This is a genomic window from Psychrobacillus sp. FSL W7-1457, assembly GCF_038593405.1.
GTDB lineage: Bacteria > Bacillota > Bacilli > Bacillales_A > Planococcaceae > Psychrobacillus.
Map to the genome: position 1 here is coordinate 2,028,512 of NZ_CP151993.1, position 15,926 is coordinate 2,044,437.

Sequence of the window (15,926 nt, forward strand, 5' to 3'; positions counted from 1 at the left end):
TTTGAATTAGTCACTTATAGCTTTATGGGATTCATTTATTATTACTCCTAAAGTCCTTCATACTTTCTCCAAGCATATAATGTGAAAACCACATTAAATTCTGCTTCATAATAGCCACATTCATTCCCGGTTGATCGGGACTATACGCCATCCCTTTAAATATAACTAATTCTGTATCAACTTCCATATCCTTTAATCCCTGATATAGCTCATATGCATTTGGAATGGGTACCCTTGCATCCATTTCGCCGTGTTGGATTAAAGTGGGGGTAGAGGCGGATTTAATATAATGCATTGGTGACGTTTTTGTATATATCTCTGGATCATTCCATGGATTATTTCCTAAACACATCCGAATAAAGTATGGTATATCTGTATTAACATAATGGGTTCTCCAATTAGTAATACCACCTCCAACGGAAGCAGCTTTAAATCTATTACTAAATGTAGAACAAAATGCGGATAAATATCCTCCATTGCTCCATCCCATAACTCCTACCCTTTCATTATCCGCAATCCCTAAATCAACCAGTTTATCTACTCCTGATATAATATCATCATAGTTAGCAATTCCAAGTTTTCTGTAGTTTGCTTTTAAGAATTCATTACCATAACCAGAACTTCCCTTGTAGTTAGGTTCTAAAACTATAAAGCCTTTTTCAATAAACTTCTCTATAGGATACTTCTCATTTAAGCAGTCCGAAAATATGGGGAATGATGCCCAAGCAGGACCACCATGGATTACCACTAATAAAGGATATTTTTTATTCGGGTCCAAATCTACTGGTGTTGATAAAACCCCTTCTATAACAACCCCATCCTTACTTTTCCATGAGGTCACTTCCCTGTTACTTTTAAGTTTTCCTTTAAAAAAGCTGTTTTCATTCGTAATCTTTTTATCGTTTAAATAGATTTCAAAGGTTTCATTTATTTTAGCCTTAGTATAGGATATATGATTTCCATCTTTCGTTATGTAAGCATTCATTATAAAACTATCTACTTTTTCACTTAGCATTTCCAGCGCGCCATACTCAGTTAACAATCCAATAAGGTAGTTAGTTTTATCCTGCCATTTCATTAAAATCCCTTTAGTTGTCCAACGTATAGGAACAACCGTACTATCAAAATCAGTTAACGGATGAATTACCTTCCCACTATTCATATCATAAATTTCTAATGTGCTGTCTTCTATATGAGTTTCATAGTAATCTTTCTCCTTAATACTTGCTTGGTAACAAATTTTGTTGCCATCTGGTGAAAAGCAAACACAGCCGCCCAATAACCTATCTATATTCAGCTTTTGAAGCTCTACAGCTTGAATATCTAATATGTATAAGTCACTCTTCATATAATCACCCATATCAGGGCTAGGTGTAGCCAAAATTACCGCATTTTTTCCGTCTAATGAAATATCAAATTCTTGAACATGAAAATCTTTCCCATTGGTAAGTTGAACTACTTTATGTTGTTTTTCTGGATTGTTATTTTGTACCTCTTTATCTAGATTTATATAATATAAACAATTTTTTTGGTATTCCTTACCTATATGAAGATAATCTCCATATAATTCTTTTCGTTTATTTAGTACCTCAGATTCTTTTGACTGTGCAAGATAATATATACCCTTGCCAGTTGGCTCCCATTTGAATTTACTGACTCCTTCTTTTTCATCAGTAATTTGAACTGAGCTATTTCCTTCTTTCAATTTAACAAAGATTTGATTCTTTTTATCAGCCAGTTCACCAACTGGACTAAGGTATGCAATATCTTTAGAATTTGGAGACCAAAACGGATATGTACTTTCTATATCTCTAGTTGTTAATGGATTACAGTCCTCTTTATCTTTTTCATATATCCATATATGATTTTTGTATTTATTGTCTTTCCAGTTGGCTGTCTTCTTGACAAACGCTACTTTTTTACCATCATCACTAATATTGATATCCGATAAAGTTGGTAACGAAATAATCTCTTCTATACTTAGATATTTCATTTCAATCATTTTGTTTCCCCCCTCGTAAAGGTATTCATTCTATAAAAGCCATATTTCCCCCTGTTCCTTGTCCTTTCCGTTATCGCTTTAATCTCATTAATGTACTACCATTAACATCGGTAGAAAATCCAAATTGCTCATAGTAGGAAACTAATCTTTCAGGACAATAAAGCTCAACTCGCTCTACATCCTGAATGACTGAGTGATTTAACAGACTGTTCATTAGAGTTAACCCATGTCCTTGCTTCCGACCGTTTTCTTTTACAATTACATCAAAAATAAACGCCCTGTATACTCCATCTGAAATTGCTCTTGCGAAACCCACTAGCTCGCCTGAGTCCTGATCAACTAAGCCTATTGTTACATGACTCAAATCAATCATTGTTTTTATATCAGCTAAGCTACGCTCTTTTGTCCACCATTCATTTTGAAATAATTGATACAAGTCTGTTAAATGCTTTTCAGTGAAATGATGGATTACTTTTATATTCATTTGAACTCCTCCAAGTAAGTAAATAAAAAATTTATTATAATGGTAATATTTTAGGGTGGAGTGTAATCATTTTAGTAGGATAAAAGGACTTAGCTTACTCAAAAAAACTAAGTCCTTTTATAAATCCTATGGTTGTTTAGATATTCAACAAAAACCCCAGTTACCTATCCTAGAACGGCAGGCTTTGAAAAAGGGAAATGGTTAAACCTAATGCCAATACGGTTCCTACAGACAGTAAGCTAATCATTTTCCACCAATTTATCTCTTTTGAGGGTTTTACAGCCTCTTGGGAAACTACAATCCAGATCATTACAGAAACTATTGATATTATGGCAATAAACTCTTTAGACATATTTAATCCCCCCCTTAACCTTATGTTCCTCAGTTTCTAGCATTAATTATCAAAAAGTGTGGTGTTGTCATCAGCTTGTGATAACCTTTGGAATCTATCTTCTTAAATTCTTCCGTAGGCTGTGGCTCAATAAGACGCTCTAATTTAAAGAATTTTAACGTTTCATTAAGGATGGCTTGCATAGGTCTCCTATAAAAAGGCACTTCAATTATTTTCCCATCACGCTTCCACTGATCTATTATAAATTCATGTGAAAAATAATCTCCTTCCTCTGTTTTTTTCACATCCATAGATGGGTGGTGTACGGAAAATATGAATTGACCGCCTGGCTTTAAGATTCGTTGAAACTCTTTTAACGTCAATTCCCAGTCATTGATATAATGAAGGACTAATGAGCTGATAATGAGATCAAAACTGTTGTCCTCAAAGGGCAGTTCTTCCTCAAGGCTTAAGCAAAGTACATTTGCTTTGTCCTTTACTCTTCTTTTCGTTGCCTCTACCATTTTAGGACTGATATCGATTGCTGTAACCGTTGCCCCTTCACGTATAAGCTGGGAGGTATACCATCCTGCAGCACAACCCGCATCCAAAACGCTTAGATTATTTAAATTAGAAGGCATTTGTTTGACCATTTCTGGTCTCTCATACTCCGTGTTATATATACTTCTTTGATCGACGTTAAATTCATAATCATTGGCGAGCTCGTTATACGCCTGAATGACACGATCCTTCATGTTAGCCCTCCTTGCTGACTTGTAAATACTGGTCTAACCAATCCTCTATCTCTTCTGTTTTTAATCGCTGTTGCACTTCTTTTTCAAATAATAGAGGATCTAAAAGCTCATCTAAATTCCCTAAAACACTCTCTACATTGCTTCTGTTAACGAGAAAAGTTTCATTTGGAAGTCTTAACTCTATTTGTTCCAAATTCTTAATAAGTACAAATGCAGCTGTAGTATTATAAATGACCGATTGTTGTATTTGACGTGGAGAAACGTCACTTAAATCTTTATAATTCACGATTAACAAAAAACGATCAGGGTCCTGTTCAAAGCCATTCAAATAATTTTGTAAAGGAAGTGATTGAAACAAATGAGCATTATTTGAGTTGTTTCCCATATATAGATTTTCATATACTAGCACCTTGCTAAAATCATGCGTCTCTGGATCAAGCTGCCGTAGCATTTCTTCCGCTTGTAAATTTTCTTTTTCTGGTAGGTAAAAAAGGTTCATCCATCCAAAAAGTATAAGCCCAGTAATGAATAATCCAATTATTAACTTATTCTTCATAGTTCGCTCCATTACCTCCTCTAATAACTATGTTTTTAAATCTGTTAATTAATAGAGGTACAATGATGGAGAAAAATGGAGCCAAATAGGCTGCTATAGTCTGACCGAATTGATAAGGACCTTCAATAGAGATATTACGGCCAAACCATAGATCACTACCAAAATGGATGGCAGTAATCATTCCCCACTGCGCTACCATAAACAATGCCCAAATAATCCAAATCCATTTTTGCCATCTATTCATAAAAGCTAGTTGGATTGTTCTTTCATTCGTTAAAGAACCTGCTATGATTTTTAACAAGATATAAAATAGGCCAATTATTAATATAATCGTAAATAAAAGCCAACTCGTAGCCCTTAAGGAACTAAACATATTGAAAGGGATAGAGATAATCCATGCAATCAACAAGTAAATAAGCGACCATTGAGTCAGCTCCACCAAAACCTTACTTAATTGAACTGTTTGCACCCCTTCTATTACTCCGTCCAGTTTAGTCATTTTCTCTGTACTAATTCTAAAAGCTTGTTTAACAGTTAAGCCCTTGTTCGTAACTAAGTCTTCAATCTCCGCCTCTAAATTTCCAATTACTTCTTCTTTCAATTCTAATGTTTCATCATTTTTGGGATATCCACTAAACATCTTATTAACATACTTTCGGACGTCATTCATATTCACCACTTCCTCCTACCACTAATTTATCTATGAGCATTTTCGCTCGATTCCATGCTCTTACATTTTCTTCGTAGGCAGATAAGCCTTCTTTTGTAATCGTATAATATTTTCGTCGACCACCTTGGGACTGATCACCCCAGTATGCCTGGATAAATCCAGTCTTTTCTAAACGTTTCAGACTGCTATATAAACTTGGCTCTTTTAATATATACTCTCCATTGCTACCGACTGAGATAGCCTTCATAATTTCATATCCATAATTATCTCCTGCCTTTAAAACCTTTAAAATAATTGTATCGATATGACCCCTTATTAAATCGGCACTTACTTCATTTTCTGACAAGCTTATCACCTCTTATTACAATGTATACCAAATTACTATGTCTGTCAAAGTACTATGTCATGAATAAATTGAAAGATTTCTTCCTACAAAATGAATAGAAATCCACAAATAATTTATAAAACTCATGAAAGTATCCGCGCATTGCTTGTCCCTGCTGTTCTCTTATGGTTATTCTCTTTAAAATAACCTCTATTTATTGTTTTTTAAATCTTCTTTTTACAACAACTCATTAAATCGGTAGAGTAGCAACCTTGTTCCTGATCCCTTTACACATCTTTCTTTACTTTTTTACACTCCAACCGTATCTCTTTAGGACAATAAAAAAAGAACTTGCTAAGGGATCCACGATTATCTATCTCGTGAGACCATCTGCCAATTCTTCAAGGTCGTTTGCATATTCATCATCTGTTTTTTGTACATTCTTTTTCCTAGCATCATGATGGTACTCTTTTACTTTGTACCAGGTACCTTCACACAATCCCCACATACCAAATGCCATAGGGTTTTGTGTCCCGTAGTCACTAGATACATAGTATTTAGTTTATCTTCGCTCTTCTGTTTTTACTTTATTTTTCTTTTCATCAAACATACTGAAGATAATGCCTTCAGCACCCATAAGCCAAGTATAAAACGCTGAAAGAACAAACCAGTGTACACCCGTTTCTAACGCTCTTTGGTTTTCCACCTAACGATAAGTTATCATCCATCGTAAAGTGAAGCTGCAGCATATTCTTTTCTTTTCGTCGGTCAATCTATTGTTATTTAAACCAATAATATGGTCCAGCAGGGTTACAATTAAATCAGAACTTAGACCCTTCCGCTGAACAACGGGAAGTTGCTTGTGATAAGAATGATTCCGCATAAGAGCTACCTCATTAAAAAACATACTGCAAGCGTGATACCTTGAATAAGGTCTTGGGAACATTCGTCTTTCCCACCGAAAACGTAAAAGTAATTCGTCACCCCTTTATATTCAATGGTTAGGAAGTGTCAGCACGATGATCCTTAACTTTATATCCTCTAGAACTAAGCATCCCTTTCAATGGAGTTATTACATTACGTCTAAAGTAGCCTATTGTCTTACCAGCCATCCCAAAGTTTTCATCTTGGAAAGACTCCATTGCCCACATCACGTTAGAAAGCGACATAACCACTGTTTTGCCAGATCGGACAGAGCCATCACAGATGATACCGTCTTTATCTTTATGAGGAGATCCAGGTCTCCACCAAGTTAATACTTGTTTTTGTTTTTTAGAGAAGGTTTGGAACTTGAAAGGTGCTGGTATCTTCTTGAAGTTACTTTTCTCTGTAAAAAAAGAAAGGTACCTAGTCTTCGTCGGCGTCGTCATCTTTCCACAACTTCAAAGTCGTAGCAAGCATTTAGAGCCTTGTTGAACCCGTTCTGGTTCATTACCACCAAACGCTTTATGATGAGCGATTTTTAGTTTTTCTTCTTCCACTTCACGTTGTAACTTATCAGGGAATAAATCGAAGTATAAGGACAGTTTATCTTTAGCTTTCATTTTATCTGCTACTTTAATAGACACGCCATCTTTGCCTTGCTTAACCTCGGTGATTATTGTGCCATCAACCATAGAGGATTCATTGAGGTCTACATTATTGATCTCTTTCATCACTTGATTGCCATCTTCATCTAAAACAGGACCCATCATACTTATTACAGGTAGTTCTCTTTTACCGAAGGTGGTGTAAACTGTAATGTCTGCAAAGGCTATTTTAATGTATTTCTCTAAGACGTCCATTGCTTCAACAAATATGCCCTGTCTCATTTCACCCTTTATCCTTCGTATCTCTTCAACTACCTTAGAATCCCTTAATAATACGCTCCCCTGAACATGTGCACTGTCTTTTACATAACCAACTTTAATAGCTGCCTGTGTAGCGTTGAATGATTTGACTTAATAAATGCAGAAGAGACTTTGTTTTTCAGTCATCCTCAAATCGTCTATTAATTCATCTAAGGTAGGAATAGGAGGCTCTTTGTTTACCTTCTTTTCTTTTGGAGTACTCCGTTGGATTCAGCGTTCCAGTTATCTTTGGATTTCCAACCACCAATGGTCTTCTCAGATACATCTAACTGTTCAGCAATAGCTCTATTTGTTATTTCACCTTTATGTTGTTTCCATATTTGGCTTTTTATGACGTAGAAAAAGCACCTCACTAGGAAATGCTAATACTTATCGTATTGTTTAATTATACTCACTAAAATTTCAATATCTTTTGCTAAGGGATTAGTAATTGCGCGAGTAGCATCTAAATCATAAAGTTGTCGATTCTCGAATTCGCTAGTTCAAAAAGGTTTTGATCTATTCCGTTTAAACAACTAAATATTTTTTTTAAATCTTCGTCTACTATCTTCTGGTTTATTAACAATAACTCATACATTTGATTTATTTTTAATTGAAGAAGAGACTTTTTAATTTTAAAAGAATCCTCATGTTGTTCATTCTTTTGCCTAGGAATTAAATGAAGCATCCTATATTCAAACATCAATTTATCATAGTCATTACTTAACCCATCAGCTAGAATTAAAAGTCTTAGCATTATGTTTTTGTATTTTTTACTGTCTCTGATGCTATTGAACCAAGAGATTCCTAGAGCAAATACAGAAATAATAACTGGAATTACTTGCAATTATTTCACCTCCATATGACATCATTCGCCAAAGGGGTATAATATTCCTTTTATTAACACAAAAAAGACCCCCACTGTATTGTGAGAGCCTTATATAAATAGCTTAAGTTAGTATAATTACTACACCAGCACAAGCGTGCACGTGGTCTCTTTGTTTCAATTATAATTTTATTACGGTATTTTTCAAGCCGATTGTAATGTCGTTGTCACATTGATCATAACACATCCTCCCCCAGTCTAAGAATTTTCTTCAAGTGGGGTTAAAATGACGGATCCATTATGATTAGGAATATTGGGGCCCTGAATATCATATGGAGCATCGTCTGTTACATATGATTTGTCATTAATGATATCAGCTTCCGATTCTTTATATTCTTCAATAAGCATTTTCTCAAACTGTTCAGGGGTAATATCTTTTACATTGTTGTAAAAACGTTCCTTATTTTTGGTTTCAATGTAAAATGGAACACCTAAATCTTCACTTAAATTATCCATTACTTTTTGATAAGGTAACAATAATAAATCCATGTCGGCATTTTTGTTAGCAGAAGATGCAGTATAGAATCCTGTCAAAATAAGGAACGCGATTCCTAAACCGAGTATTTTTTTCATAATTAATTACCTCCTCCATTTAAAAATGGTTGAAACGCTGAATATATTAAAATTATACCAAGCCAATATATGTTTATTGTAACCCAATTTAATGAATTTTTAAAAATTTAAACAGACATACAGTAATAAGTATGTCTGTTATAGATAATTAATTCGCATAAAATGTATTAGATGCTGTTAAAGATAGTGCAAGGGCTACACCGTTTGCGTCTTCTGGATGACCTCTCAGAGTTACAGTGCAACTTTTTTCATCGCTACTTAGTCTTGCTGATTTAGAATCGACCTCCCAATGAAATCCTGTAAAACCAGACGGCCATGTAGTGCCGTAAGAATAGATGCTATTGTATTTAAACGTCCCCGATCCCCCAGTAAAACTAAAAACATTAGAACTAAGATACATCGAAGAATTATAACTCAGCGAAGCATACTGGGTTATGTCTTCACTAACATAATATGGTGTAATTATTGTTTCTTGTGAAATTTCATTTCCAGGTCCCATATCCATGTTTAAAGATTCAGTAAATTCTTTATATTGCTTTCTCAATAATTCTTCAAACGCGCTTGGAGTAATATCTTTAACATTATTATAGAAGAATTCTCGCTTTTCCTCTTTCACATGAAATGTGGAACCTAATTCCTTATTAAGTTTGTCCATAATCTCTTGATATGGATAAATATAATTGTCATCAGATGCATAGCTCGTCACTGAGCCAAACAAAATGTTAAGAAAAACCAATGCAAAAAATAGAGTAAAAGTTTTTTTCATGTTGTTCCTCCATCTATTTTTATTTATCCACCAAAAAACTATTTATTGGGAATATTAATTTAATTTTACATAGAATTACAATTAACTGTCAATAAAGTTTTATAAAATTAATGGGTTAGGTACGTTTACATTTCCTACAGTGACAACCCCTGTTTTAGCTGTAACTCGTTGTGTAACTCCATCGTCTTGTGTTTGCACTGAATTTTCTTCATTGATGGAACTAACCACTTTAAGAACTTGTTCTTTATCTTGGTTTCCAACAAAGCAAGCCTACAGCATGATTTGGAACTTCTCACGGTCTACAAATTATTCAAATGTAATGCTTGACAATAATGCCCCAGCTCTAACATACGTACGACGATCGTTAACATCATTTAATGCATCAAACACATTAACCTCCGTTGGAGACTTCACATGATTCATCAACTTGCGATTATGGTCGAATTTTAATTTTACATAATCCACTAGTCCAGATAAGCTACGAACATTAATTGCACTATCCGGTTGTTCAACAGTTAATTGATTTAGGTCACGAGTTGAATATGTTTTGTCACCTGTTTCCACTAACTCTGGAAGCTTTAATCTAATAAGTACTGTACGATTTCTTTAACATGTTTTCCTCAGATTTAATCTTTTCAGTAAAGAGTTCTACTTTTCTTCGGATTAATTCTTCAATAAGTATCTTTGGTGCTTCAGTTATTGAAGCTCTTCCATCAGTTCTTTTTTTAATCTTTGTATTCATTTTAAAAATAAATGTTTATGATTAAACAAATATAGGTATAATAGAATAGATACTTTTTCCCAAAAATAAAGGAGTCGTTTTTAATGAACCTCATTTATATAGAACTAGTTAGATTAGTAGATGATTATTATAGATGTGACAATGACGCATTTAAAAAAGAAATCCTCTATGATATACAGTTATTAACTAAAGCCGTATGCCTTACAGAGTAATACAATGAAATATAATATATAAAATGCATAAAAAAAGACTCCACTTTATGGAGTCCATTTAGACTATTGGAAACTTTTTACAGATTCTTTAAAGCTTCTTTTATTGGTAGTGTCCCATTTACAACATTAAAGCTTTTTTGGTAGGTGTTTGCTTCTTCTAAAGATGCCACTAAAACATCTGCTACATCCTCACGAGTAATAGTACTCGGCTCCGCATCCACTCCTACTGTCACTTTTCCTAATGCATTTTCATTTATCAATCCACCAGGTTTAACGATAGTATAGTTCAGTTTACTTTGCTCAAGCATTCGGTCTGCATAATGCTTTGCAACATAGTATGGTCTCATTTCAGCGTTCCAATTTTCACGCTTGTCAGCATCAAATGCACTAACCAAAATATATCGCTCAACCCCAGCAGCTTCAGCCGCTTCCATTGTTTTTACTGCCCCGTCTAAGTCGATAAGTAATGTCTTATCAGGACCTGTATGTCCTCCTGAGCCTGCTGCAAAAATGATTGCATCAGCTACAGTAAATGCTTCGGTTAGTGAGTCTACCTTACCCTCGAGATCAAGCAAGGCTGCTTCTATCCCTTTGTTCTTAAATTCATTTACCTGCTCCTGTTTTCGAACTACTGCTGTCACCGTATGCTCACTGTGCTGTAATTTTTCCACGACCTGTTTACCAATTTGTCCATTTGCTCCTACAACCATTACTTTCATGTGTATACACTCCTTTTAATAGATGAAATAAAGAACCCCTCCATTAAGGTGAAGGGGCTAAAAATAATTAGTAAGGTTTAGATTCTCGACCAACATCCTCTGCTTTATCGGCAGCAGCGTTGGCACCCGGAGAGCTTTCTTGCTTTTGTTGTTTTTTCAAATCTTCCATTTCTTTCATTTTCATTTCAATACCTTCTTTTACACGGCGACCATAATCCTCGTCTGCTTGTGTAAAGTGATAGATCATCGCCTCTTGGATTCGAGGGTCACAAATCGAAAGTGCTGTAGACAGGTTGTTTATCAATTCATTGCGCTCCCAATCTTCAAAGCTACGATATGTCTCTCCTGCTTGTCCATAGTTATTCTCTCGATCTATCGGTGCACTTGTAGCCTTAGCATTATATTGTGGCTCATGTTTAATCCGCTCTGTTTTTTCAGCCTCCTGTAATCCACCTATCATGGATGGTTCATAATTGATATGTGGATTTCCACCAGCTTCTTCTGGTCTATGCACATCCATTTGACCACGATGCTGATTTGTTCTTACAGGGACCTTAGGGGCATTAACAGTTAGCTTTAAATAGTTTGCTCCTACGCGGTAACGTTGTGTATCAGAATAAGAAAAAGTACGACCTTGAAGCATTTTATCATCTGAGAAGTCTAATCCATCTACTAATACGCCAGTACCAAATGCAGCCTGCTCTATCTCAGCGTGATAGTCGACCGGATTACGGTTTAATACCATCTTACCTACTGGTAGGAACGGGAATTGTTCTGGTGGCCATAGCTTTGTATCGTCTAATGGGTCAAAATCTAATTCAGGATGCTCATCATCGCTCATAATTTGAACAAATAACTCCCACTCTGGATATTCTCCTCGCTCAATGGATTCGTATAAGTCCTGTGTGGCATGAGCAACATTTTTTGCTTGAATTGCATCTGCTTCATCTTGAGTTAGGTTACGAATACCTTGTTTTGGTTCCCAATGATACTTTACAAGTACTGCTTCGCCTTTATCATTTACCCACTTGTACGTGTTTACACCAGATCCCTGCATATGGCGATATGTAGCCGGAATTCCCCATGGAGAGAATAGGAAAGTGATCATATGTGTCGCTTCAGGTGATTTAGAAACGAAGTCAAACATACGCTCAGGGTTGGGTATATTCGAAGCAGGATCTGCCTTAAATGCATGAATCATATCCGGAAATTTCATCGCATCACGAATAAAGAATATTTTCAAGTTGTTTCCAACTAAATCCCAGTTGCCATCTTCTGTATACATTTTAACTGCAAAACCTCGTGGGTCGCGGGCAGTCTCTGGAGAATCCTTAGAACCTGCAACTGTTGAAAAGCGCACCATCAAAGGTGTTTGTTTTCCAGCACCCGAAAATACTTTTGCACGAGTATACTTTTCTACGGGCTCGTCCCCTACTTTTCCGTAGGTTTCAAAATAGCCAAAAGCACCAGCTCCACGAGCATGAACTACTCGTTCAGGAACTTCTTCTCGGTCAAAGTGTGAAATTTTTTCAATAAAATGATAGTTCTCAAGAGTTGCTGGACCGCGATTTCCTACAGTTCGCATATTTTGGTTATCCGTTACTGGATGACCTTGTCTAGTTGTAAGAGTCTCTTTTCCTTGGTTACTTTCGGTTGAACCATTTCTCATTTCTTTTTCTTCTGCCATATATGAAGCCCTCCTTCAAAATAGTGCATTCCTTATTTGTAATTCCCTGATATATGACCTTAAAACCTAATTATCACTTCTTTTATTGAAAAATAATCCAGTTAATCAAAATAAAAAAGAGACTACGTAGCCTCTTTTTTATCAGATCCTATTATTTTTAAAAGAAGGACTTAATTCGCTCCATACATCAAATTTATTTTCATCAAGATCCTGAAATACAAAATTTCTACCAGCATGTCCTCTATCTTCTATTTCTCCTACCCGCAATCCTTTTTCTTTGAATTCTTTGTGTAATAATAGAAGATTATCAACACCATCTACTTCAAATGTTAAGACAAATTGCTCTAGCCCATGAAAATCTTTAAAGTTCAGACTTTCTTCTTTTTTACTTTTAATCAAAAAGACACTTTGATTGGCTAGGTCCAAAATTGCTTTATCCTCGTCCTTATAATTCTCAACAGCGCCGAGTTGCTCCTGGTACCAAACACTTGCTAGAGAAACATTTGAAACTGGGATATAAATTGTTCCAACTCTTATTAGTTTATCATTCATAGCCTTTCCCCCTCCTTACTCAAATAAAATGTGAAATCAATAGTGCACCCGTTTGCGTGACCAGATAGTCTTTTGAAAACAACTCTTGTGGGTTAGCATCTATAACGCAAATAGCGGGAGCTAAAGACCTTGAACTAATCGCAGCGATTGAAGCTTCCCAGGATAGGGTCCGTTTGCAGCAAAATTCAACATTTCTAGCATTATTTTTATTTTAATAGAAAACAGACTGTAGGCAAACACCAACATTCATGGTGTCTGTCTACAGTCTAAAAATTACATACGCACTAATCTCAGATGGATCCATAATTACACTAAAATTTTGGGCTTTCGTTGTTCAAGCTTTGGTTCTTCGCTATTTATTTCTTCTCCGGTCTCAATATCAATAAATGTACTAGTTTCATTGAACCATTGGTCTGGTGCCTGATGTCCCCAGAATGTTTGACGTAGAGGATCATTTAAATCCCAACGCTTTGGCTTCATATCTGGATCGCAAGTCAAATAGTCTCCGGTATATAACTCTATACGATGACCATCTGGATCTCTTAAATATAGAAAGAATGCGTTAGATAATCCATGTCGACCTGGTCCGCGCTCGATACAATCTGCATAGCCCATACTAGCCAACACATCGCAGCAGTCGAGCACGCTCAGCCGGTCAGATAAAGTGTACGCAAAATGATGGAGCTTAGGCCCTGGTCCACTCATGAACGCTTGATCATGAACTGTAGGCTTTCGGAATAACCAGGCAGCCCATAAGTCACCTTCTTCCGTTTCTGTGTATTCGGAACAAGAAAATCCTAAACTGTTTACATAAAAATCATAGGCTTTTTGCACATTTGGTACAGCACAATTGACGTGGTCTATTCGCTGAATTTTTGCTCCGCGATATAGGTCGTATTTTTGAAGCATCCGATCCACGGTAGGCATTTCTGCAAAAAATTCTAGCGGAATACCAGAAATGTCGTGAACTCTAAGCGTTCTACCGATAGCATACTGATTTCCTTTAGGAATCCACTTCGTTTTAAGTCCTATAGCAATAAATAACTTTTCAATGTGCTCTAAATCTTCTTCCTTCATTACCTTGTAACTTAGCACTTCCACAACTGATTTCTCGGCTTTTTTTAGTAATAGACTGTGATGACAATGTTCTTCTAATCCTCTTAGATAGACATGCCTATCATCTCTCTCAGTTTCTATCATCCCCAATCCATCTACATAGAATTTACGAGATAGCTCTAAATCCTTAACATGTAGCACTGTGCGAGCGATACGTATAATGGAAAAATCCAATAGCCTTCTCCTCCTTTCTATTGTTTTCCGAATTGCTGGATATGATGATCCTCAATTGATACGTGAATAATTTTATGCTCCGTGTAAAAATCAAAGCTGTAATGCCCACCTTCTCTGCCTATGCCAGAATACTTCGTCCCTCCAAAAGGGGTTCTAAGATCTCGAACGTTTTGAGCATTTACCCATAGCATTCCTGCTTCCACTTTATGTGCTACGCGATGTCCACGTTTAATATCGTTCGTCCAGACATAACCTGCCAAGCCATAATCAGTATCATTCGCAAGCTTAATGACTTCCTCTTCATCTTGGAACGACATAGCAATTAGAACAGGACCGAATATTTCTTCTTTAGCAACACGCATTTGGTTATGAGCATTTAAAATTAATGTTGGGGGCACAAAATTTCCTTTGGAAAATTCAGCTGGAAGATGTCCTGAGATTACCTCAGTACCTTCATCACGTGCTATGTCTATATAGCCACGTACCTTGTTATAGTGACCTCGATCAATAAGAGGGCCAACCTCCGTAAGGTCATTTAAAGGGTCTCCCACTTTTATATTAGCAACTCTCGTCTTTAACGCATCTATAAACCTGTCTTTAATGCTTTCTTGGACGAATAATCGAGAATTAGCAGTACAGCGTTCCCCATTAAAGGAAAAAATACCCCATACACAGGCGTCTAGTGCTCGCTCGAAATCGGCATCCTCAAAAACAATTATTGGAGATTTGCCGCCTAGCTCCATGGAACAGCTCTTCAAGGTGTCTGCACTATTTTTTATAATAGTAGATCCAGTTGTAGTCTCCCCAGTAAATGAAATGAGCTGTACATCAGGGTGCTTAACTAAAGCATCACCAGCTACTTCTCCCTTACCGTGAACCACATTAAAGACTCCTTTTGGTAGATCTGCCTTATGAATAACCTCTGCTAATAGATTTGCCGATAGAGGAGAAAGCTCTGCTGGCTTTAGGACTACTGTATTTCCTGTAGCAAGTGCTGGAGCAATCTTCCATGTCTCAAGCATGAAAGGTGCATTCCATGGAGTTATTAATCCGGCTACGCCTACAGGGGCATGAATCGTATAATTGACAAATTCGTCATCCACCTGATAGACATCCCCTACCAGACGACTCTCAACCATTCTTGCATAAAAGCGAAAGTTTTCAGAGGCACGGTTTACCATTTTTCTTGTTTGGCTTATTGGCAAACCGGTATCTAAAGCCTCTAAATATGCGATTCGTTCTACTTCCTCGTCAATAAGGTCTGCAATACGATAAATATAAGACAACCTTTTGCTTAACTTCATCGTTTTCCATGGACCATTGTCAAAAGCATCACGAGCTGCTGCAACAGCTTTATCTATGTCTTCCTTTTGGCCTTCCGAGACTGTATTGATTTGCTCGTTCGTAAAAGGATTCATGTTGTTGAAAGTTGCACCACTAGCTGCAGACGTAAACTCACCATTTATATAGAGGGAAATGCTTTGTTGGGTTTCATGCTTGAGTGAAATTAACTCATGAGAAGACACCATGTTCATCACCTTCTTTCA

General features: G+C 36.3%; 21 protein-coding genes and 1 pseudogene. 1 reads left to right on the top strand and 21 read right to left on the bottom strand.

Annotated elements, in window-relative coordinates; translation table 11 throughout:
- Nucleotides 1-31: 31 nt before the first annotated feature.
- The 16 genes and pseudogenes from NSQ95_RS09770 to NSQ95_RS09845 all read right to left on the bottom strand — a co-directional run bounded on the left by NSQ95_RS09770 (nucleotide 32) and on the right by NSQ95_RS09845 (nucleotide 9,741).
- Nucleotides 32-2,002, bottom strand: a complete 1,971-nt coding sequence (locus NSQ95_RS09770; protein WP_342559619.1) for a S9 family peptidase — start codon at nucleotides 2,000-2,002, stop codon at nucleotides 32-34.
- 70 nt (nucleotides 2,003-2,072) lie between these two features.
- Complete coding sequence (locus NSQ95_RS09775; protein ID WP_342559620.1) at nucleotides 2,073-2,486, bottom strand: GNAT family N-acetyltransferase; 414 nt, start codon at nucleotides 2,484-2,486, stop codon at nucleotides 2,073-2,075.
- 169 nt (nucleotides 2,487-2,655) lie between these two features.
- Nucleotides 2,656-2,838 carry a hypothetical protein gene (locus NSQ95_RS09780; RefSeq protein WP_342559621.1) on the bottom strand — a complete coding sequence of 61 codons (183 nt, stop codon included), beginning with the start codon at nucleotides 2,836-2,838 and terminating at the stop codon, nucleotides 2,656-2,658.
- Between the two features lie 29 nt (nucleotides 2,839-2,867).
- Nucleotides 2,868-3,572, bottom strand: coding sequence for a class I SAM-dependent methyltransferase (locus NSQ95_RS09785; RefSeq protein WP_340883437.1), 705 nt, complete (start codon nucleotides 3,570-3,572; stop codon nucleotides 2,868-2,870).
- A 1-nt stretch (nucleotide 3,573) separates the two neighbouring features.
- Nucleotides 3,574-4,128, bottom strand: a complete 555-nt coding sequence (locus NSQ95_RS09790; protein WP_340883436.1) for a DUF4825 domain-containing protein — start codon at nucleotides 4,126-4,128, stop codon at nucleotides 3,574-3,576.
- The gene (locus NSQ95_RS09795; protein ID WP_342559622.1) at nucleotides 4,118-4,804 is read right to left on the bottom strand and encodes a hypothetical protein; all 687 of its coding nucleotides are present in this window, start codon (nucleotides 4,802-4,804) and stop codon (nucleotides 4,118-4,120) included. Before NSQ95_RS09795 ends, NSQ95_RS09790 begins: the two co-directional genes overlap by 11 nt.
- Nucleotides 4,791-5,144 carry a PadR family transcriptional regulator gene (locus NSQ95_RS09800; protein ID WP_342559623.1) on the bottom strand — a complete coding sequence of 118 codons (354 nt, stop codon included), beginning with the start codon at nucleotides 5,142-5,144 and terminating at the stop codon, nucleotides 4,791-4,793. Before NSQ95_RS09800 ends, NSQ95_RS09795 begins: the two co-directional genes overlap by 14 nt.
- A 352-nt stretch (nucleotides 5,145-5,496) precedes the next feature.
- On the bottom strand, nucleotides 5,497-5,643 hold the full coding sequence (locus NSQ95_RS09805; RefSeq protein WP_342559624.1) for a hypothetical protein: 147 nt from the start codon (nucleotides 5,641-5,643) through the stop codon (nucleotides 5,497-5,499).
- 42 nt (nucleotides 5,644-5,685) lie between these two features.
- Complete coding sequence (locus NSQ95_RS09810; protein WP_342559625.1) at nucleotides 5,686-5,829, bottom strand: hypothetical protein; 144 nt, start codon at nucleotides 5,827-5,829, stop codon at nucleotides 5,686-5,688.
- Nucleotides 5,830-6,124: 295 nt separating this feature from the next.
- On the bottom strand, nucleotides 6,125-6,493 hold the full coding sequence (locus tag NSQ95_RS09815; RefSeq protein WP_342559626.1) for a hypothetical protein: 369 nt from the start codon (nucleotides 6,491-6,493) through the stop codon (nucleotides 6,125-6,127).
- A gap of 12 nt (nucleotides 6,494-6,505) precedes the next feature.
- On the bottom strand, nucleotides 6,506-7,033 hold the full coding sequence (locus NSQ95_RS09820; RefSeq protein ID WP_342560808.1) for a terminase small subunit: 528 nt from the start codon (nucleotides 7,031-7,033) through the stop codon (nucleotides 6,506-6,508).
- Between the two features lie 128 nt (nucleotides 7,034-7,161).
- Nucleotides 7,162-7,326, bottom strand: a pseudogene (locus NSQ95_RS09825) (phage terminase small subunit-related protein); the annotation flags it as partial.
- A gap of 92 nt (nucleotides 7,327-7,418) precedes the next feature.
- Nucleotides 7,419-7,799: a hypothetical protein gene (locus NSQ95_RS09830; protein WP_342559627.1), complete on the bottom strand. Its 381-nt coding sequence runs from the start codon at nucleotides 7,797-7,799 to the stop codon at nucleotides 7,419-7,421.
- A gap of 237 nt (nucleotides 7,800-8,036) precedes the next feature.
- Entirely contained in the window at nucleotides 8,037-8,411 is a 375-nt protein-coding gene (locus tag NSQ95_RS09835) for a hypothetical protein (RefSeq protein WP_340883432.1), read from the bottom strand.
- Nucleotides 8,412-8,559: 148 nt separating this feature from the next.
- On the bottom strand, nucleotides 8,560-9,177 hold the full coding sequence (locus NSQ95_RS09840; protein WP_342559628.1) for a hypothetical protein: 618 nt from the start codon (nucleotides 9,175-9,177) through the stop codon (nucleotides 8,560-8,562).
- Between the two features lie 306 nt (nucleotides 9,178-9,483).
- Complete coding sequence (locus NSQ95_RS09845) at nucleotides 9,484-9,741, bottom strand: hypothetical protein (protein WP_342559629.1); 258 nt, start codon at nucleotides 9,739-9,741, stop codon at nucleotides 9,484-9,486.
- Between the two features lie 261 nt (nucleotides 9,742-10,002).
- On the opposite strand from NSQ95_RS09845, the gene NSQ95_RS09850 reads away from it, so the two are divergent.
- On the top strand, nucleotides 10,003-10,131 hold the full coding sequence (locus NSQ95_RS09850) for a hypothetical protein (protein WP_340883429.1): 129 nt from the start codon (nucleotides 10,003-10,005) through the stop codon (nucleotides 10,129-10,131).
- A 77-nt stretch (nucleotides 10,132-10,208) separates the two neighbouring features.
- Here the strand turns inward: NSQ95_RS09850 and NSQ95_RS09855 are convergent, their stop codons facing one another.
- The 5 genes from NSQ95_RS09855 to hpaE form a co-directional block, all read right to left on the bottom strand.
- Nucleotides 10,209-10,850: an SDR family oxidoreductase gene (locus NSQ95_RS09855; RefSeq protein WP_342559630.1), complete on the bottom strand. Its 642-nt coding sequence runs from the start codon at nucleotides 10,848-10,850 to the stop codon at nucleotides 10,209-10,211.
- Between the two features lie 67 nt (nucleotides 10,851-10,917).
- Entirely contained in the window at nucleotides 10,918-12,537 is a 1,620-nt protein-coding gene (locus NSQ95_RS09860; protein ID WP_342559631.1) for a catalase, read from the bottom strand.
- Between the two features lie 141 nt (nucleotides 12,538-12,678).
- The gene (locus NSQ95_RS09865; protein ID WP_340883425.1) at nucleotides 12,679-13,089 is read right to left on the bottom strand and encodes a VOC family protein; all 411 of its coding nucleotides are present in this window, start codon (nucleotides 13,087-13,089) and stop codon (nucleotides 12,679-12,681) included.
- A gap of 306 nt (nucleotides 13,090-13,395) precedes the next feature.
- Nucleotides 13,396-14,379, bottom strand: coding sequence for a 3,4-dihydroxyphenylacetate 2,3-dioxygenase (gene hpaD / locus NSQ95_RS09870; protein WP_340883424.1), 984 nt, complete (start codon nucleotides 14,377-14,379; stop codon nucleotides 13,396-13,398).
- 17 nt (nucleotides 14,380-14,396) lie between these two features.
- Nucleotides 14,397-15,908 (bottom strand): 5-carboxymethyl-2-hydroxymuconate semialdehyde dehydrogenase, encoded by a 1,512-nt coding sequence (gene hpaE / locus NSQ95_RS09875; protein ID WP_340883423.1) that lies wholly within the window; start codon nucleotides 15,906-15,908, stop codon nucleotides 14,397-14,399.
- Nucleotides 15,909-15,926: the final 18 nt, after the last annotated feature.